General features: G+C 68.0%; 21 protein-coding genes. 8 read left to right on the forward strand and 13 right to left on the reverse strand.

Annotated features, from left to right (window positions below; translation table 11 throughout):
* Positions 1-184 precede the first annotated feature (184 nt).
* The 3 genes from ASD79_RS18325 to ASD79_RS18335 all read left to right on the forward strand — a co-directional run bounded on the left by ASD79_RS18325 (position 185) and on the right by ASD79_RS18335 (position 2,508).
* On the forward strand, positions 185-1,039 hold the full coding sequence (locus ASD79_RS18325; protein WP_056724294.1) for a TauD/TfdA family dioxygenase: 855 nt from the start codon (positions 185-187) through the stop codon (positions 1,037-1,039).
* 132 nt (positions 1,040-1,171) lie between these two features.
* Positions 1,172-2,026: an oxidoreductase gene (locus tag ASD79_RS18330; protein ID WP_056724296.1), complete on the forward strand. Its 855-nt coding sequence runs from the start codon at positions 1,172-1,174 to the stop codon at positions 2,024-2,026.
* Positions 2,023-2,508, forward strand: coding sequence for a VOC family protein (locus ASD79_RS18335; RefSeq protein ID WP_056724298.1), 486 nt, complete (start codon positions 2,023-2,025; stop codon positions 2,506-2,508). Before ASD79_RS18330 ends, ASD79_RS18335 begins: the two co-directional genes overlap by 4 nt.
* A 66-nt stretch (positions 2,509-2,574) precedes the next feature.
* On the opposite strand, the gene ASD79_RS18340 is transcribed toward ASD79_RS18335, so the two are convergent.
* The 11 genes from ASD79_RS18340 to arsH form a co-directional block, all read right to left on the reverse strand.
* The gene (locus ASD79_RS18340; RefSeq protein ID WP_162252383.1) at positions 2,575-3,774 is read right to left on the reverse strand and encodes a M23 family metallopeptidase; all 1,200 of its coding nucleotides are present in this window, start codon (positions 3,772-3,774) and stop codon (positions 2,575-2,577) included.
* 78 nt (positions 3,775-3,852) lie between these two features.
* A complete protein-coding gene (locus ASD79_RS18345; protein WP_056724303.1) occupies positions 3,853-4,683 on the reverse strand; it encodes an NAD(P)-dependent oxidoreductase in 831 nt (276 codons plus the stop codon).
* Between the two features lie 152 nt (positions 4,684-4,835).
* Positions 4,836-5,648, reverse strand: coding sequence for a TauD/TfdA family dioxygenase (locus ASD79_RS18350; RefSeq protein WP_056724305.1), 813 nt, complete (start codon positions 5,646-5,648; stop codon positions 4,836-4,838).
* A 15-nt stretch (positions 5,649-5,663) separates the two neighbouring features.
* Positions 5,664-6,155, reverse strand: a complete 492-nt coding sequence (locus tag ASD79_RS18355; RefSeq protein ID WP_056724306.1) for a flavin reductase family protein — start codon at positions 6,153-6,155, stop codon at positions 5,664-5,666.
* Positions 6,155-7,540 carry a hypothetical protein gene (locus tag ASD79_RS18360; RefSeq protein WP_056724309.1) on the reverse strand — a complete coding sequence of 462 codons (1,386 nt, stop codon included), beginning with the start codon at positions 7,538-7,540 and terminating at the stop codon, positions 6,155-6,157. Before ASD79_RS18360 ends, ASD79_RS18355 begins: the two co-directional genes overlap by 1 nt.
* Before the next feature lie 2 nt (positions 7,541-7,542).
* The gene (locus tag ASD79_RS18365) at positions 7,543-8,202 is read right to left on the reverse strand and encodes a cysteine hydrolase (RefSeq protein WP_082585012.1); all 660 of its coding nucleotides are present in this window, start codon (positions 8,200-8,202) and stop codon (positions 7,543-7,545) included.
* Complete coding sequence (locus tag ASD79_RS18370; RefSeq protein ID WP_056724311.1) at positions 8,199-9,263, reverse strand: LLM class flavin-dependent oxidoreductase; 1,065 nt, start codon at positions 9,261-9,263, stop codon at positions 8,199-8,201. Before ASD79_RS18370 ends, ASD79_RS18365 begins: the two co-directional genes overlap by 4 nt.
* A gap of 12 nt (positions 9,264-9,275) precedes the next feature.
* The gene (locus ASD79_RS18375) at positions 9,276-10,571 is read right to left on the reverse strand and encodes a CynX/NimT family MFS transporter (RefSeq protein WP_056724748.1); all 1,296 of its coding nucleotides are present in this window, start codon (positions 10,569-10,571) and stop codon (positions 9,276-9,278) included.
* Positions 10,572-10,635: 64 nt separating this feature from the next.
* Entirely contained in the window at positions 10,636-13,089 is a 2,454-nt protein-coding gene (locus ASD79_RS18380) for a TonB-dependent siderophore receptor (RefSeq protein WP_056724313.1), read from the reverse strand.
* Between the two features lie 266 nt (positions 13,090-13,355).
* Entirely contained in the window at positions 13,356-13,508 is a 153-nt protein-coding gene (locus ASD79_RS24065; RefSeq protein ID WP_156400577.1) for a hypothetical protein, read from the reverse strand.
* Between the two features lie 85 nt (positions 13,509-13,593).
* A complete protein-coding gene (gene arsH, locus ASD79_RS18385; protein ID WP_056724314.1) occupies positions 13,594-14,310 on the reverse strand; it encodes an arsenical resistance protein ArsH in 717 nt (238 codons plus the stop codon).
* 59 nt (positions 14,311-14,369) lie between these two features.
* Here arsH and ASD79_RS18390 point away from each other — a divergent pair, with 59 nt between their 5' ends.
* The 5 genes from ASD79_RS18390 to ASD79_RS24070 all read left to right on the forward strand — a co-directional run bounded on the left by ASD79_RS18390 (position 14,370) and on the right by ASD79_RS24070 (position 17,269).
* Positions 14,370-14,717: a helix-turn-helix transcriptional regulator gene (locus ASD79_RS18390; protein WP_056724316.1), complete on the forward strand. Its 348-nt coding sequence runs from the start codon at positions 14,370-14,372 to the stop codon at positions 14,715-14,717.
* The gene (locus ASD79_RS18395) at positions 14,714-15,391 is read left to right on the forward strand and encodes an MIP/aquaporin family protein (protein ID WP_056724318.1); all 678 of its coding nucleotides are present in this window, start codon (positions 14,714-14,716) and stop codon (positions 15,389-15,391) included. Before ASD79_RS18390 ends, ASD79_RS18395 begins: the two co-directional genes overlap by 4 nt.
* Positions 15,388-15,804, forward strand: a complete 417-nt coding sequence (gene arsC / locus ASD79_RS18400; RefSeq protein WP_056724319.1) for an arsenate reductase (glutaredoxin) — start codon at positions 15,388-15,390, stop codon at positions 15,802-15,804. Before ASD79_RS18395 ends, arsC begins: the two co-directional genes overlap by 4 nt.
* 126 nt (positions 15,805-15,930) lie before the next feature.
* Positions 15,931-16,971, forward strand: coding sequence for a substrate-binding domain-containing protein (locus tag ASD79_RS18405; protein WP_056724321.1), 1,041 nt, complete (start codon positions 15,931-15,933; stop codon positions 16,969-16,971).
* Positions 16,972-17,113: 142 nt separating this feature from the next.
* Positions 17,114-17,269, forward strand: a complete 156-nt coding sequence (locus ASD79_RS24070; RefSeq protein WP_007673360.1) for a hypothetical protein — start codon at positions 17,114-17,116, stop codon at positions 17,267-17,269.
* 12 nt (positions 17,270-17,281) lie between these two features.
* On the opposite strand, the gene ASD79_RS18410 is transcribed toward ASD79_RS24070, so the two are convergent.
* Both ASD79_RS18410 and ASD79_RS23500 read right to left on the reverse strand, forming a co-directional pair.
* Positions 17,282-17,638 (reverse strand): hypothetical protein, encoded by a 357-nt coding sequence (locus ASD79_RS18410; RefSeq protein ID WP_056724323.1) that lies wholly within the window; start codon positions 17,636-17,638, stop codon positions 17,282-17,284.
* A 31-nt stretch (positions 17,639-17,669) separates the two neighbouring features.
* On the reverse strand, positions 17,670-18,353 hold the full coding sequence (locus ASD79_RS23500) for a DUF882 domain-containing protein (RefSeq protein WP_082585013.1): 684 nt from the start codon (positions 18,351-18,353) through the stop codon (positions 17,670-17,672).
* Between the last annotated feature and the right edge of the window lie 76 nt (positions 18,354-18,429).

The raw sequence follows: 18,429 nt of genomic DNA on the forward strand, positions 1-18,429 counted from the left end.
CCTGACACCGGGGCGGGTTCGCCGCCTTCTGGGGCGGAAATGAGCAAAAGACACGCAGCTTCCGGCGGAAGGGAAGTTCGCCCAGCGCGCACGGAAAGGGATCGGGCGCGCTCAGGCAAGACGGGCCCGGCGACCCCGCCTAGGCTTTGCTTCAGACACCGCCAAAGGACCGCGCCCCGTGGACATGACGCTCGCCGACGACCTCGCCATCCAGGACCTGAAACCCGGCTTCGGCGCGCTGATCCAGGGCGTCGACCTGCCCACCGCCACGGACGAGAAGATCGACGAGGTGGTCGCCGCCTTCCATCGCCACGGCGCCATCGTGCTGCGCGACCAGACCATGACCCCCGACGACCTGATGCGATTCATCGGCCGATTCGGCGATCCGGAGGACCACACCCAGACCCGCTTCACCCTGCCCGGCTATCCGAAGATCTTCATCCTCAGCAACCGGGTCGTCGACGGCAAGCCGATCGGCGCCCACAACGACGGCGTCGGCTGGCACACCGACTACAGCTACAAGCCCGAGCCGGTGATGCTGACCATGCTCTATGCGGTGGAAGTGCCCGACGAGGGCTCCGACACCCTGCTGGCCGACGGCTGCGCCGCCTGGAACGCCCTGTCGCCCGAAAAGCAGGCCGAGCTTCTGCCCCTGCGCCTGCACCACAGCTACAAACACTTCATGGCCACCCGCGAGTTCGGGGCCCAGATCCTGTCGCCGGAACTGGAGGCGGCCAATCCCGACGTCGAGCACCCGCTGATCCGCACCCACCCGGCCGACGGCCGCAAGGCGCTGTGGCCGTCGACCGGCACGGTGACGCAGGTGATCGGCAAGCCCGGCCCCGAGGGCCTGGCGCTGATCGACGAGCTGGTGGCCTTCATGACCGGCGACGACTTCGTCTATCGCCACAAGTGGCGGGCCGGCGACCTGCTGATGTGGGACAACCGCTGCACCCTGCACACCGGCACGCTGTACGACGACACCAAGTACTTCCGGACGATGCAGCGGTTGTGGGTGAAAGGGGACAAGCCCTATTGAATGCTCCCCCTGTGGGGGAGCTGTCGCGGAGCGACTGAGGGGGTGAGTATCTGAGACGCCCCGGCTTCTCCCCCCTCCGGCCCTTCGGGCCACCTCCCCCACAGGGGGAGGACCGAGTTTTCAGGAGTTGAAATGACCCAAACCTGGCTGATCACCGGCGTGTCCGGCGGCCTCGGGCGCGAGATCGCCCTGGCGGCCCTGGCGCGCGGCGACGTCGTCGTCGGCACGGTGCGCAAGGCGCGCGACGCCGACGCCTTCGAGCTGCTGGGCGGCCACGCCCTGATCCTCGACGTCACCGACGAAGCCGCGGTGCGGGCCGGCGTCGCCAAGGCGCAAGCCCTGACCGGCCGGATCGACATCCTGGTCAACAACGCCGGCTACGGCCTGGTCGGGGCGGTCGAAGAGGCCTCGCTCGACGAGATCCGCGCCCAGTTCGAGACCAATGTCATCGGCCCCCTGGCCCTGCTCAAGGCGGTGCTGCCGGCCATGCGCGCCCGCCGGGCCGGGCGGATCATCAACATCACCTCGGTCTCGGGCCTGGCCGTCTGGGCCGGCACCGGGGTCTATTGCGCCAGCAAGTGGGCGCTGGAGGGCCTGACCCAGACCCTGGCCGCCGAGGTCGCCGAACTTGGAATCAATGTCATCAATATCGCCCCGGGAGGCCTGCGGACGGCTTTCTCGGCCGGCTCCAAGGCGATCGTGGCGTCCAAGATCGCCGACTATGACGGCCTGGCCCGCGACGCCGAACGGATCATGGCCGACCACGCCGGCGCCGAGCCCGGCGACCCGGCCAAGGCGGCCCAGGCCATCCTCCAGGTCGCCGACGCCGACGCCCCGCCGATGCACCTGCTGCTGGGCGAGGACGCCCTGAAATACGCCGGCTACGCGGCCGCCGCCCTGCGGGCCGACATCGACGCCTGGAAAGACCTCACCCTGTCGATCGGCTTCCCCGACGGCCCCTTCGCTGTGCAAGAGGACCACCCGTGACCAACACCCTGATCTTCGTCGACCTGGCCTCCGAAGACCCGTCCGCCGCCGGCAAGTTCTACGCCGAAGTGTTTGGCTGGGAGAACGACGCCCGCCCCGAGGGCCTCTATCACCGCATGGTGCCGGGCGGGTTCTTCAAGAAGCCCGACGGGACCGACAGCGAGATCGGCAACCTGCACCTGGGAATCTTCAAGGCCGCCAACGCCCGCCCCCATCCGGAGCCGACCGGCGTCGAGCCGCGCTACCTCTCGACCGACGGCCGCAAGCCGCGGATCTGGGTGCTGATCAGCGACGACGACAGCGCCGACCGCATCCTGGACACGGCCGTCGGCCTGGGCGCCGAGCTGCTGTGGCGCGACCACTACTGGGCCGAATTCAACGGCTACAACCACGCCTTCCGCGACCCGTGGGGCAACGAGATCCTGCTGTGGGGCAAGGCGGGGGCGAACCCGCAGATCCCGGAGAGCTATACGCGGGAGTAGGTTTGCGCGCGCCCTTACGGTCGTCATTCCCCGCTTTATGCGGCGGATGACGGATGTAGGGCCGTCCTACCGAAACTCCAGCACATCACCGTCCAGCGGCGTCTGGTCATGCCGCGCCGTCGGCGACGGCGGGCCGAACGACACCTTCGCCGTCTGGTCGAGCGCGTCGCTGATGCTCGCGGCGCCCAGGCGGTCGAAGCGGTCGATCACGAACGGCAGGCCCTCGGACTCCTCGAAGGTCGGCGCGTCGGTGACCTGGAAATGCAGATGGGGCGCATTGGCGGCGCCCGACTGGCCCAGAAGGCCGAGCACCGCGCCGCGCTTCACCCGGTCGCCGACCTTGACGGTCAGGCTGCCGGACTGGAGGTGGGCGTAGGACACGAAGACCTTGGGCGCGATCTCCAGCACCACGAAATTGCCCATCAGCGACCGGGCGGTCAGCTCGGCGGACGCGGGCGGGCTGGTCATCGGCTTGTTGTTGGGCCTGCCGTCGCGGGCGTCGCGCACCACGCCGTCGGCCACGGCCAGCACCGGCGCGCCGAAACCCGTCCAGTCGGCGTCGGTCGACTCGGCCAGTTGATCGCGCGCCACGTGGACGAGATGGCCCGCCCCGTCGAGGCCGAAGAAGTCGATGGCGTAACGCTGTGGGACGGTCACCCGGCCGTTGGCGGCCACCAGGCTTCCCCAGTGGTGGGACAGGTGATTGCCCGGCCCCTCATGGGCCAACCAACGCCCCGCGCCCAGCGGCGGGCCGATGACGATCGGCGGCGTGGCGTCGACGACCGTGCGAACGCCGTCAACCCGGCGCCACGGCCCGTTCTCGGGCTGAAACTCCAGCTGATGGCGCAGGACCTTGGGCGGTTTGGCGCCGACCGGCAGGTCGAGCCACAGGAACAGCACCACCCGCCCGCCGCCCTCGACCGGGACGCCGGAACCCGCCACGTCGGCCGGGTGGGCCAGCAGATCGTTGACCTGGGCGTCGATGAAACTGGCCAACGGCTTGGCGCCATCATCGGCATAGACCGTCACCCGACGCAGGCTCAGCAGGCCGGTGTCCTTGTAGAAATTGCTGACATGCAGCTCGTAGGCCAGATGGATCACCCCGTCGCTGCCGACCGTCGGCCGGGGCGGCGCCAGGACCTGAACCTCAACCGGGGCCTGGGCGAAGGCCTGGGCGGGAGCGGCGACAGCGGCCCCGACATGCGACGCCGGGAGCAGGCCCAGGAACGCCGCGTTGAGGGAGATGAGAAACCGACGCGCCTTCACGGACACCACTCCCCGACCGTTCCATATGTTTGAAAACGACCGGGCCGGCTTGTCAAACCGGAACACCCGCGGCGAGATTTAGCGTCCGTCATTCACGCGTTCGGGCGCGCCGACGAAGTCCTTGGCGCAATACCAGCCGCCTTGGAACGGCGCGGCGACCGGGTCCTCCGGGCCGCCGGCCAGGATCTCCCCCGCCCAGTCCTCGGCGTTATCCTTCGGTTCGTAGCCCAGGAACGCCACCTCGCGATTGTCCCAGAAATTCCGCGTGTTGGCCGAGACTCCGTAGGCGACCGCATAGCCGAAATCCAAGGCCTCGACCCCACAGCGGACCAGTTCGACCATGTCGCGCGGGCTGACCCAGACCGACAGGTGGCGTGGGTCGGTCGGGGCGTCGCGATAGGCGCCGATCCGCAAGGACAGCACCTGCAGGCCGAACTTGTCGGCGTACATCCGGCCCATGGCCTCGCCGAACACCTTGCTGACTCCGTAGTAGCTGTCGGGCCTGGGAACCATGGTATTCGCCGTCGGCGTATCGCGGCGATGAAAGCCGGCGGCGTGATGCGACGAGGCGAACAGCACCCGCTTGACGCCCGCCAGCCGCGCGGCCTCGAACAGGTTGTGGACCCCGATGATATTGGCCGGGAGGACCTGCTCCCAGGCGTTCGTCTCGGGCTCGACGGGCACGCCGGCCATGTGAACCACGCAGTCGATCCCGGTCATCGCCGCGACCAGTGACGGGATGTCCAAGAGGTCGGCCTGGACGGTTTCTTCGCCCGGCGCGGCCGGCGGCATCGGCGCGATGTCGGCCAGGCGCATCAGGCCGTAGCGGCCGCGCAGACCCTCGCGGATCGCGCCGCCGATGCCGCCGGCGGCGCCGAGCAGGAGGATGCGGCGGTTGGCGGGGTCCATCTACAAACTCCCTGTCATCCCGGACGTACCCCGGCGAAAGCCGGGGGAAGATCCGGGACCGCCGGAAGCGCTGAGTTCACGCGTCGGTCCCGGATCGGCGCGCTGCGCGCTTGTCCGGGATGACAGCCGTGATTGGATGGAGTGCTTCGAGCCTAGAACGGCTTGTCGCCCGCCACCGTCACCCGGAAACCCGTCCGTGTGTCCGGGAAGTAGTCCCAGATCGCCTGGTGCCAGGTGCAGCGGTTGTCCCAGAAGGCCACCGAGTTCTTCTGCCAGCGGAAGCGCACCTGGAAGTCGGGGTTCGACGCGTGTTGATAGAGGTAGCTGAGGATCGCCGCGCTCTCGGCCTTGGTCAGGCCGGCGACGTGGGTGGTGTAGGACGGGTTGACGAACAGGCTCTTGCGACCGCTGACCGGATGGGTGCGGACGATCGGGTGGGTCGAGCAATTGTACTTGCGGTCGATGTCCGGGAAGATCGCCTTGTAGACCGGGTTGGCGTCGTGCACCGCCGACAGGCCTTCCAGATAGGCCTTCATCCGATCCGACAGGGTCTCGTAGGCCGCGTACATGCTGGCGAAGCAGGTGTCGCCGCCGTCGTCGGGCAGGACCTTCATGTGCAGAATGCTGCCCAGCGGCGGCTCGGGGTCGCAGGTCAGGTCCGAATGCCAGTTCTCGCCGGCCACGAACCTGGAATTGGCGTCGGCGTGGATGGCGACGATCTCGGGATGGCCCTCGATGCCGGGCACGCCCGAATGGATGGCCAGGTTTCCGAACTTGCGGCCGAAATCCTTGTGGGCCTCGTGGTCCATCTCCTGGTCGCGAAAGAAGATCACCTGGTACTGGGTCAGGGCCTGGTGCAGCTCCTCGAACTGGCGGTTCGACAGGGGCTGGCCCAGATCCACCCCGAAGATCTCGGCGCCGATCCGGCGGGTCATCGGCCTCACATCGAGCACGTCGTAAGCCATGCGGCGCAACTCCAACTAAACGTTCAGAAAACCGCCGCGCACGTAGACGAGCGGGGCCTTGGCTTCATCGACCACGACGCGCAGGACGCGGCCGACCAGGATCTCGTGATCGCCGCCGTCATGAGCGGCGTGCAGCTCACATTCGACGGCCGCCGCGCAGCCGGCCAGCACCGGCGCGCCGCACACCCCCGTCTCGACGGCGGTCAGGGCGAAGCGGTCGTCGGCCCCGCTCTTGGCGAAGCGGTGGGCCAGGTCGCCCTGCTCGGCCGACAGGATGTTGACGCAGAACGTCCTGGCCTGGCTCAGGGCCGCCAGGGTGCGGCTGTCGCGCTTGAGGCAGACCATGACCAGCGGCGGGTCCAGCGACACCGCGCTGAAGGCGCTGACCGTGGTGCCGACCAGGCGGCCCTCGTGACAGGTAGTGACCACCGTCACCCCGGCCGCGAAACTGCCCATGGCCTTGCGGAAGTCCGACGGCTCCGGCGCGAGTTCCTTCACCGCGCCCATCAGCCGTTCCCGAATGGGTTGTCGGGATAGACCGCCGAGGCCGGACGCTTGGCGCCGTTCTCGGGATCGGCCCGGCCGCAGACCGCCAGGGCGGTCAGGGCATAGACCAGGGCGCTGTCGACCAGGTCCTGGGGCGTGGGCCGCCAGCGCTTGAAGCCGGTGGTGATGGCCGGGATGCGATGCATGTTGAAGACGTTGTGGTCGCGCCACATGCTGGAATAGACCGGGTTGGCCAGCGCCACGGGGTGACCCAGGCTCAGCTTGGTGGCGTCGTCGACGGCGGCGACCAGCGGGGCCACCTCGCGGGCGTCGGCCTCGAAACCATGGCGCACCACCACCGGCTCGATGTCGATGCGTCCCAGGCCGGCCTCGCGGACCATGGCCTCCAGCGAATGCTGGACGTCGGCCACCCGCTGCTTCGGATTGAGGCCGACCTCGAGATAGAGGTTCACCAGCTCGGTGCCGGCCCCGAAGGCGAACGGAATGCCGCCGCGGATCGAGGCGATCTGCGACTTGGGCTGGGCCACGCCGCCCGGGCTGTCATAGCGGCTGTTCTTCTCCCACTCGCCGCTCCAGGCGTGGATGGCGTCGGTCAGCCGGCCGATCTTGTAGATCGGGTTGGGGTGCTGGGCCGCCGTCGCCGGCTGGTCGAGCAGCGGGGTGAACACCCCCTCGCCCCAGACCTGGAAGCGGAACACCGCATAGCCGCAGCCCACCCAGGTCAGGCCGAAGTCGCAGCCCTCGGCGGCGATGGCGTAGTCGGGGGCCACGCCGCCGTGGTGGAACAGGTAGTGGGCCCCGATGTCCTTGCCCATATAGGCCACGCCCCGGTGCTCCTCGATCGGCTCGGGGCCGATCTCGCCGGGACAGGCGGTCAGGTACATCTTGCCGGCCAGCTCGTAGCCGGCGGTCTTCAGGGCCTTGGCGGCAATGAGGAAGCAGCTCAATGGGCCGCGATCATTGGCGATCGGGTAGCCGTAGAGCTTGCCGTCCTCCAGCCAGCATTTCTCCCATTCGGGATTGGCCATCGTCTCGGGGCTGTACTTGTAGGCGTCGAGGTCGGGGTTCCAGGTCGGCGCCTCGGTGTCGAGGTGGGCGGTGAACAGCAGGTTCTTGCCGACGCCCTTGCCGCCGTGCGTGCCAATGATGTTCGGACGTTCCGGCGTGGCCCCCACCTTGCGCGGCGAAAAGCCCTCGCGCGCCATCCAGTCGTGGACGTAGTTGGCGACCTCCAGCTCCTTGCCCGACGGCGCGGGGATGTTGCCCAGGGTCAGGGCCAGCTCGACGATCTCGTCCTGGCTGATCGCGGCGGCGATGGCGGCGCGGTCGGCGTCGGTGACGGCGTAGGGCGCGCTGGCGCCCAGGGGCGGAAATCCATCGGCCATACTCAAGCAGCCCCTTTCCAGGCGCGCGCGACCGCCGCCGTGTCGGTGAGGATCGCGCTGTTCAGTTCCATCACCTTCAGCGACGCCGCGTGGATGTCGGCCTCGTAGGCGGCGCAGGCGTCGGCGGCGACGAACACGTGGTAGTCGAGGTCGAAGGCGTCGCGCACGGTGCTGTCGACGCAGCACTCGGTGGTCAGGCCGGCCACCACCAGGGTGTCGACATCCATCTCCGTCAGCTTGACGTCCAGGTCGGTGCCGACGAAACCGCTGTAGCGGGTCTTGGACACCACCCGTTCGCCCGGCAGGGGCTTGGGACCGTAGAAGTCCGAGCCCACGGCGCCGGCCCGGCACAGGGCCGCGTCGACGTCGGGATCCCCGCCGCGACGGCGCATGCGCTCGTTCCAGGCCGGGGAGTCGGTCTCGGGCGTCGTCGACAGGCCGACGAACACCACCGGCACGCCGGCGGCGCGGGCGCTGTCGGCCAGGGCTTGCGCGGCGGCCAGGGCCGGCGCGACCACGCTCATGTCGATGAAGGCCCCCAGCACGCCGTCGGGCGAGGCGAAGTCGACCTGCATGTCGATGATCAGTACCGCCGTGCGGCCGGGCGCGATCCAGCCGGCCAGGTCGCCCGTGGTTGCGGCGGTCGGGTTCACGGCGTTCACGAATAGACCGCCCGCAGGCCCGGCAGGATGTCAGAGCCGAACATGGTCAGGCCCTCGACATAGTCGGGGAAAATCAGCATCAGGCCGTCCAGCTCGCAATAGGTGACGAACTCCTCGACCTGGGCGGCGCAGGAACTCGGCGAGCCGACCACGGTGTGGGTCATGAAGGCGCCCTGCTGGGCTGCGACGGAACTCAGCTTCTCGGCCGGCACGCCCCAGCTGGCCAGCATGGCCAGGATCGCGCCCATGTCGGCGCCGTCCTTGTAGTGCTCGACCAAACCTTGCGCCTTCGCGTCGGTGTCGCCGTGGACAATGGTGCACATGGCGTAGGTCTTGATGGTCTTGCCCATGCCCTCGGCCGCCTTCTTGGCCCGCAGCGAGGCGTCGCGGCGCTCGTCGGGCGTGCGGCCGCCGATGAAGCAGATGTCGGCCTCGCGCACCGAGAACTGGAAGCCACGGTCCGACATGCCAGCGCAGATCAGCTCGGGACGCGGCTTGGACAGCGGCTTGGGCTTGGACTGGCAGTCCTTCATCGTGAAGAACTTGCCGGCGAAGTCGACGCTGTCCTCGGCCCACAGGCGCTTGACCACCGTGGTCCATTCCTCGGTCAGGGCGTAGCGGTCGTCATGGCTGAGGCTGTCGTCCCAGGCCCCCATCTGGTCGAACTCGCCCTTGTAGGCGCCCGCCACGATGTTGAGGCCCGCGCGGCCGCCGCTGATGTGGTCGAGAGTGGAAATTAGCTTCGCGGCCACCGCCGGGTTCTGCAGCAGCGGATGGATAGTGGCCCAGATGCGGACGCTCGAAGTGGCCTCGGCGATGCCGGCCATCATCGTCACCGACTCCAGGGCCGTGCCCCAGTGGTCGGTCTCGCCGCCGAAGCCGCGGAACTTGCCCATCGACATCACGAAGTCCATGCCGACCTGGTCGGCGGTGACCGCCGCGGCCTTGTTCTGCTGGTAGAGGCCGTCGAGGACCGGCGTGGTCTTGGAGATGATCCAGCCGCCGTTGGCGACCGGCAGGAACACCCCGAAGTCCTTGTGCTTGGATGGGCTGTGGAACATGGCGCTTCCTCCTCAGGCGGCGTCTTGAAGCATGGTCGGGACCGGTTCCGCGACCGGTTCCACATGGGTGGCCTTGCGCGGCGGCCGCATGAACAGCGCCGCGACGAAGATTACGCCGATTATGGCGGCGAATACCTGGAAGGTTGGGGCGAAGCCACCGAGACGGTCACGCATCACGCCGCCGATCACCGGCCCCAGGGCCGAGACCGCGCCCACCAGGCAGACCAGCGAGAAGATCTCCAGATTGTTCTTCCGGCCATAATAGTTGAGCAAAAGAATGCTGATCGCCAGCACCGTCATGCCGAACCCGACGCCGACGCCGACGGCGAACAGCATCATCAGCGGCCAGGTCGTGGCATGGGTCAGGGCCAGCAGGCCGACGGCCATCATCCCCTGGGCCCCGGCCAGCAACCAGCGCGGATCGACGCGATCGCCCAGCAGGCCTCCGCCCATGCGGGCCACCACCTGCATCAGGGATTCGAAGCTGATGACGCTGACCGCCACGGCCGAGACCACGCCCAGTTCGCTGAAGTGGGTCGGCGCCAGGCTGACGGCGGTGACCCCGCCCAGCAGGTGGGCGAAATAGGCGGCCAGGATCACCCAGAACTGCGGGGTGGCGAGGGCCTCCTTCACCGTCCAGTCGGTGGTGGTGCGATAGACCTTGGCGTTGACGGGCGCGGTCTGGGCCTCCTGCGCCACCGCCTTGTCGGTTTCGACGGCGGCGGCGGCCAGCCAGGCGCGGCCGCCGACCAGGGCCGCGCACAGGGCGCCGACCGCCACCGAGGCGATGGCCTGGGCCCACCAGTACGGACGCCAGCCGCCGTGGGCCGCCGCCATGCCGGTCAGGGCCATCCAGGGTCCGGCCACCCCGCCCAGCGAGCCGATGGTGAAATAGACCCCGAACGGCAGGGCGCGCTTCTTGAACAGCATCGACAGCACGTGGGTGCCGGGGATCAGGGCCATCATCTGGTAGCCGACGCCCAGCAGGGCCGTGCCGACCAGATAGACCGGCAGGCCGTGCGCGCTAGCCAGGCAGGCGAAGCCCGCCACCATCACCGCCGAGCCGGCGACGATGGTCAGCCGCACCCCCAGCCTGCGGATCAGGATGGCCGGCAGCCACGACGAGCCGCCGCAGAAGGCCCCCAGCAGGGTGAAGCCCAGGAACGCCGTGCCGAAGCTCCACCCCTGTTCCTTGATCATCGCCGGCAGCACGACGCCCAGCGACGAGAAGGTCGAGGCGGTGATCAGGAACAGCAGCAGGCTCAGCGCGCCGAGCAGCAGCCAGGATCTCCACGGGATCGTCGACATGGGGGCCTCCATGTTTAAGCGATGAACCCCACGCCCCGTCTCCAGGGCGTGTGGGCGGCGGGAACTAGAACTTGCGGGCCAGGGTCAGGCGCCATTCGCGGCCCCTGCTCGGCAGGGCGCCGAGGTTGGCGTAGCTGTCGGCGTCGGGGGTGAAGTAGAGCTTGTCGAACAGGTTATCGACGTTGAACGTCGCCGTGTACGGACCGTAGCTGTAATAGGCCGAGGCGTTGGCCACCCAGTAGGCCGGATAGGTCACGGCGTCCTGCACGGTGCCCGAGGTCTTGGTCACGTGGGTGACCCCGAACGTGCCGCCGACCTTGCCCCAGTCGTAATCGTTGCTGGTGTAGGCGCCGTACAGGCTGACCACCGACTTGGGGATCAGGGTGTAGTCGTAGTCCCCCGCTCGGCCGGCCAGGCCGGCGAAGCTCCACACCACATAGGTGCCGCCGAAGGCTTGCGAACCCGGGACGCCGGCGGTGTAGGCCGGGATGTACTGGAACGACGCATCCGGCCCCTTGACGGTCGTGTGCTGGGTGTTGCCCGAGAAGGTGAAGCTGAAGTTCTCGGACGCCAGCCAGCGGACCTCCAGCTCCACGCCCTTGGCGCGGGTGCCGGTCGGGGTGGCGTTGATGCCCATCAGCTGGGTGCGATTCTGGCGGTAGCCGGCCAGCGAGCCCACCAGCGTGCCGCGCAGCCACTGGAACTTGAAACCGGCCTCGGCCAGGTCGCTGTCCGACAGCCAGGCGTCGGTGGCCGAGGCCACCAGGCCCGGGGCGATGTCACCGGCCTGGCTCATCTCCAGGGCCGAGGCCTTGGCGTAGGTGATGTAGGGCATGATGTCGGCCGGGGCCTTGTAGGTCAGGCTGGCGGTGTAGGTGCCCTTGCCCTTGCTGGCCTTCTGCTGGCCGGCGATCTGGTAGCTGAGCACGCCGGTATCTTGCGACTTGACGTCGTAGTCGTCGTAGCGCCCGCCCAGCATCAGGTTCAGCTTTTCGCCGACCATGATGTCGGTGGTGAAGAACACGCCCTGCTGGGTCCAGTCGGACTTGTTGTCGTTCTCCCAGGCCAGCCCGAGAACGCCGGCTCCGGTCTCGGTGCTGAAGGGACTGTCGATGATGTCGGTGGCGGTGGCGCCGAAGGCGATGTCGCGACGGTCCAGGGCGATCACACCGCTATTGTAGCTCTCGCGTCGGCGGCCCGAGAAGTCGCGGTACGAGGCCCCGACGAACGACTTGGCGCTGACCTTGCCGTCCAGGAATTCGTTGGCGAAATTGTAGGTGACGCGGGCCTCCCACACCGAGCTGTCGAACCAGGCCGGGTAGCCGTAGGAGACGAAGCGCTTGTTCTCCTGGTCGTCATAGAACAGCTGGGCCTTGATGGCGCTGGTCGCCGTCAGGTCCTTGGCCAGGTCGAAATAGAAGGTGTTGGTGTTGGTCTTCGAGAAGTCGGCCGGGCTGATATAGACCTGCTGCGGGCTGAGCTTCAACGTGCCGACCCCGGTGTCCAGGGTGTGGGCGGCGTTGGTGTTGTAGAAGTTGTAGTACGGGATGTAGAGCGGGTTGAAGGTCGGGTCGTAATAGTAGGGGTTGGCGGCGTTACCGCTGATCTCGTTGAGGGTCAGGCGGCCGTTGTGGTCGCTGTCGACGATGCTGGTGTCGCGGCCAGTGGTGTAGTTCCTATTGTCGATCAGGTCCTGGGTCAGGCGGTTCCAGCCCGGCGTCTGCACGTCGCCGTCCGAGTGGTAGAGCATACCGCCGAACGCCGTGGTCCAGCCGTTGCCCAGGTCGAAGTCGGCGGAAATCTCGCCGGTCTGGCGACGCGGATAGACGCCCTTGTAATAGCTGTGGCTATCCTCGGCCTCGCCATAGACATAGACGCCGCCGGTCACCGGCCCGAAATTGACCGGCAGGCCGAACTGCCCGGTGACGTTCTTCTTGTTGTACGAGCCGTAGGTGGCGGTGATCTCGCCGGTCGGCTCGCTGAGATAGCCGCCCTCGTTCTTCCCCGACTTGGGGATGAAGTTGAGCATGCCGCCGACCTTGCCCGAGCCGTAGATCGGGGTGGGCGGGCCGCGCACGATCTGGATCTGGTCAGCCGCGCCGATCGGCGTCGAATAGGTGCCGCGGTTCTCGATCCGCTTGAAGCCCCGGAAGTAGTTCTCGGCCAGGGTGCCGCGAATGTTGAGCGCGCCGGGCACCCCGTAGAAGCTGGCGGTATAGGTGCCCGGCGACACTGCCGTGAGGCCGTCGATCGTCTCGATGCCGTAACGTTGCAGCGTTACGTCGCTGACGAAGCTGGCCGAGCGCGGCGTTTCCAGCAGCGGCTTGTCCAGCCCGAACACGGTGTTGTTGGGCTGCTTCTCCAGCAGGCCTGCCTTGTCGCGCGCCTTGACGACGATCTCGTCGACGGCGGTTGACGCGTCGGCCGGGACCGGATCGGCAGCGGCGAAGGCATGGCCAGACAGGGCGAGCAGCACAGCGGCGGAAGCACCCGCCATCAAAAGCCGTTGGTTCGACATGACGTCCTCGTTCGAGGCGTCGCGCCCATCACCCGCGGTGATTATCCCCAGGACGACGCCTCTTGAGGAGCAGCATCACCCGCCCTCGCCGTCCTGGCCGGATCGTCAACTGACATTTTGAACGAAATGTCTCCGCCGCTCGCTTCTTGTTCAGTCCGCGCCGCCTTGCGCCCGGCGAAGGTCAAGAAACTTGATCCACAGCGCACAAGGGGCCGCCAAAAGCGTCGCGACTTGACCGGCCGTCCGCGCTGGACGGCCCGAGGGCTTCAGCCCCGGGTGGTGTCGATCCAGACCACGTCACCCCGATCGCGGTCATGAACCCAGGGCATGTCCTTCAAGCCGCTCCAGGCGGCGGTGAGCAACCCGCAGACGATGACGGTCATCAGGACAAAGCTGCGAACAGCATGAAACGCGGACATGGACGCCTCCCACGCCGACTATCCGCCGGCGTGGTTTCCGCCGCATTGACGGGGGGCGCCCGCGGGCTGCGACAGAGGATCGCGCCTAGGCCGTCGCGCGCGCCGCCAGCGCCGCCTCGCGCGACATCCCGCCCGCCGCCTTGCGCTCGCTGTAGCGATCGACCAGGTGATCGGCGCGGTCCCGCGTCAGCAGGGTGAACTTGACCAGTTCCTCCATCACGTCGACCACCCGGTCATAATAGGCCGAGGGGCGCATGCGACCCTGCTCGTCGAACTCCTGCCAGGCCATGGCCACCGACGACTGGTTGGGAATGGTGATCATCCGCATCCAGCGGCCCAGCAGGCGCAGGGTGTTGACGGCGTTGAACGACTGCGAGCCGCCGCTGACCTGCATCACCGCCAGGGTCCGGCCCTGGGTCGGCCGCACGCTGCCGATCTCCAGCGGGATCCAGTCGATCTGCGCCTTCATCACCCCGGTGATCGCCCCGTGCCGTTCCGGACTGCACCACACCTGACCCTCCGACCACAATGAGAGGGTCCGTAGTTCCTGGACCTTGGGATGATCGGGGCCGACAGCGTCCGGCAGCGGCAGGTCGCGGGGATCGAAGATCCGGGTCTCGCAGCCCATCAACTCCAGCAGCCGTGCCGCCTCCTCGGTCAGCAACCGGCTGAACGAACGCTCCCGCAGCGAGCCGTAAAGCAGCAGGATGCGCGGCGGATGGACCTGGGGCGCCGCGACCTCCAGGCCGGCCGGGGTCGGAACGGACAGGAACCGGGATTGCAGGGCGGGCAGGTCGGTCATGGCGGGAAGATCCTCGAAGCCGTCTTCCCCTCGTCACATATTTCCATCATATTGGAAATATGGAATTGAAAGCCGCCACTGTTTCGCTTTCCGCGCTCGGCCACGAGGGCCGTTTGGCGATCTTCCGCCTGCTGGTCCAGGCCGGCCCGCCCGGCGTCGCCGCCGGCGAGATCGCCCGCCGCCTGGCCATGGTCCCCAACACCCTGTCGGCCAACCTCAACATCCTGTCGCATGCCGGGCTGATCGGCGCGCGGCGCGAGGGCCGGTCGATCATCTACACCGCCGACTACGCGGCGATGAGCGGCCTGCTGGGCTTCCTGATGGAGGACTGCTGCGGCGGCGCGCCGGAGATCTGCGCGCCGCTTGAGGGCCTGATCGCCCGAGCGACCTGTTGCGAGGCGCAGTGACCGCTTACTTCGACCTCCCTCGCCGTCTGGCCGCCGAAGCCCTGGGCTCGGCCCTGCTGCTGGCCGTGGTCATCGGTTCCGGGATCATGGGTGAGCGGTTGGCGGGCGGCAATGTCGCCATCGCCCTGCTCGGCAACACCGTGGCCACCGGCGCGGGCCTGGTGGTGCTGATCACCGTGTTCGGGCCGATCTCGGGCGCCCATTTCAATCCCGCCGTCACCCTGGTCGCCCTGCTCCGCAAGGAGATGTCGACGCGCGACGCCCTGCTCTATCCGCCGGCCCAGGTCGCCGGGGCCGTGGCCGGGGTCTGGCTGGCCCATGCGATGTTCGGCGAACCGATCCTCCAGATCTCGACCCGGCTGCGCGACGGTCCCGCCCAGATGCTGTCCGAGGCGGTGGCGACCTTCGGCCTGGTCGTGACCATCCTGGGCGCGGTCCGCTTCCGGCCCGACTTCACGGCCGTCGCGGTCGGACTTTACATCACCGCCGCCTACTGGTTCACCGCCTCGACATCGTTCGCCAATCCGGCGGTCACCGTGGCGCGCGCCCTGTCGGACACCTTCGCCGGCGTCGCCCCCGCCTCGGCGCCCGCCTTCATCCTCTCCCAGCTCGTCGGCGCCCTGCTGGCGACAGGAGTGTTCGGATGGCTTCTCAAGGACCAAGACCGCCCATGACCCGGACCAATTTCCCCGTCACGATCTTCCACAATCCCAAGTGCGGCACCTCGCGCAACGTCTTGGCCATGATCCAGGCCTCGGGCGTCGAGCCCACGGTCGTCGAATACCTGAAGGCCGGCTGGACGCGGGAACAGCTTGGGGACCTGCTGGCCAAGGCCGGCGCGACGCCGCGCGACTGGCTGCGCGCCAAGGGACCGGCTACCGAGCTGGGCCTGTTGGAGCCGGGCGTGACTGACGACGCGATCCTCGCCGCCATGATCGCCGAGCCGATCCTGGTGGAACGCCCGATCGTCGTCTCGGCCAAGGGCGTCGGGCTGTGCCGCCCCTCCGAGCGCGTGTTCGACCTGCTGGACGCCGCGCCAGAGAGCTTCACCAAGGAAGACGGCGAGGTCGTGCGGTCCAAGGGCTGACCCGACGATCGTCCGTGAACGGACGCTGTCGCAAATCTGTCGCCAAACTGTGACAAATGACGACCGCATAGGACGTAGATTTCACGCGTCCCCTCCTTCTCGCCCCCTCGAAAGTAGGATGCCGTCATGAAGACCCTGCTCGGAACCGCCGCCGCGCTCGCCCTGCTGACCGGCGCGTCCAGCGCCCACGCCGCCCGCGACTATGTCTGGGCCGCCGGCTCGTCGACCGTGTTCCCGTTCTCGACCCGCACCGCCGAGAACTTCAGCAAGAAGACCGGCAAGAAGTCGCCGAAGATCGAAAGCCTGGGCACCGGCGGCGGCATCAAGATGTTCTGCGGCGGCATGGGCGAGAAGTTCCCCGACATCGCCAACGCCTCGCGGCCGATGAAGAAGTCCGAGTTCGAAGCCTGCAAGGCCAAGGGCGTCAACAACATCGTCGAGTTGAAGATCGGCTTCGACGGCATCGTCGTGGCGATGGACAAGAAGGCGCCAGACTACAACTTCAAGGTCGAGCACCTGTATCTGGGCCTGGCCCAGAACGCCCTGCGCGGCGGCCAGTTCGTGGCCAACCCCTACAAGACCTGGAAGGACATCGGCGCCGGCCTGCCGGCCAACCGCATCCTGGTCTACGGCCCGCCGCCCACCTCCGGCACCCGCGACGCCTTCGTCGAACTGGCCATCGAGGGCGGGGCCAAGAAGTTCCCCACCGCCAAGGCCCTGCACGACAGCGACGAGAAGGCCTTCAAGGCCAAGGTCGACCCGCTGCGCACCGACGGCCCGTGGGTCGACGCCGGTGAGAACGACAACGCCATCGTCGGCACCATCGAGAAGACCCCGGGCGCCCTGGGCGTGTTCGGCTATTCCTTCCTCGAGGAGAACGCCAACCGCATCAAGGCCGCCAGCGTCAACGGCGTGAAGCCTTCGGCCCAGACGATCGCCAACGGCTCCTACCCGCTGGCCCGCTCGCTCTACATCTACGTCAAGAAGGACCAGATCGGCGTGACGCCCGGCCTGAAGGAGTTCATCGCCGAGTTCGTCTCCGACTCGGCCACCGGCCGGGGCGGCTACCTGCAGGGCCGCGGCCTGATCCCCCTGCCCCCGGCCCAGCACGAGGCCATGAAGGGCGCGGCGAACAAACTGCCGGCGATGGCCGCGCCGAAGTCGTAAGGTTCACGATCCCAAGCGTTACAACGCGGCCCCGGACCGCTCCGGGGCCGCGTGCGTTTGGACTGGGTGCAAACGCACAAACGCACTTGACCTCGCCGGGTCAGGCGCGTTCGATGGCTGCCCTGGTGGTTGGAGACAGCCCATGACTGAACGCATCGAGGAACGTCTGCAGGATTTGGAACGCCTGGTGATCAAACAGGCCGAGCGCATAGAGGCGATTGAGCAGCAGCTCAGCGTCATGCGCCATATTTCGCGCTACGCGGCCCCGCCCCGGCCGCGGGAAGACGAAGCGGCCTAACGCCCTTACAACCTAATTTATCGGTTGCTCGGAGCCCGCCCGCGAGGTCATGCCCGCGGCGGCGGCGTCGTCGGCCATCTGGGCGTCGACGGTCTGCGCCGGCTGGGCGGCGGCCGGGGCCGGGATCGTGGCGACCGGGGCGCCCGGCTGCTCGGGCTTGGGCGCGGCGATCGCGACCGGCGGCCGCGCGGCGGCGGCGCTGGCGGCGTCATCGGCGGCGGTGCGAATTTCGGTCGGACCGTCCTGATAGCCTCGGTCGGACGTCATCGAGCTGGCGATCATCAGCACGCCCATGGTGGCGATCGCCCCCACCAGCGCCCCCACGACGATCCATCCGAACGGATTGCTCTTGCGTTCGGCCTTGGCCATCCGGGACTATCCTCTGATCTGCGGCCCTCTTTTAGGAGCCGACCCAACGCCGGACAGGTCCGACGTCGACGTGGACGAAGTTGCTCGTGGGATAATAACCCACACCGCCACGTCCGAGATCCAGGGCCGCGGCCCTTACCCGATCCAGAGCGACATCCTCCAGATAGATATCAATAGCCTTGCCGTCCATGTGCAGGCTGCGTTTGGCGACCTCGCCGCTGCGTTCGTTGAGCATGGCGTTGGTCTTGGGCGAGCGGTAGCCGGAGATCACCTGGAAGTGGTCCTTGGTGTCGGTCTTCCTGGCCAGGTCGGCCAGGGTGTCGAACAGCCGGGGGTTCATCGGGTGGACGTCGCCGGTCCGGAAGTCGCGCAGCACCTTGTCCAGGGCCTGGACGGCGTCGGGCACGTACTCGCCCTTTTCGAAATAGACCGCTTCCAGCCGTTCCTGGGTGTGGATGTTGTGCAGCTTCAGCCAGCGCTGGGCGGTCGCGGCGGGGCGGTAGGAGCCGAGGGGAACCGCCGCCTGGGTCGCCGCGGCTTCCGCGGGCAGGCCTTCGACGGGCAGACCCTCGGGCAGTTGCGACTGGCGCAGCAGCAGGTCGCCGATCGGGTCGCTATCGGCGAGTTTGGCTTGGGCGAGCGCCGCCATGGGCCCGACCATGCTCGCGCCGAGCACGCCGAAACCAAGCCCAAGCAGCTTGCGTCGATCGATCATGGTACGCTTTCCCGACTAACTTCGCGCGATGGCCGGAAGGCGGGCCACCGCACTTGGCGGCCCTCACGCGAGCACT

Source organism: Caulobacter sp. Root655 (assembly GCF_001427665.1).
In the GTDB taxonomy this organism is placed as follows: Bacteria; Pseudomonadota; Alphaproteobacteria; order Caulobacterales; family Caulobacteraceae; genus Caulobacter.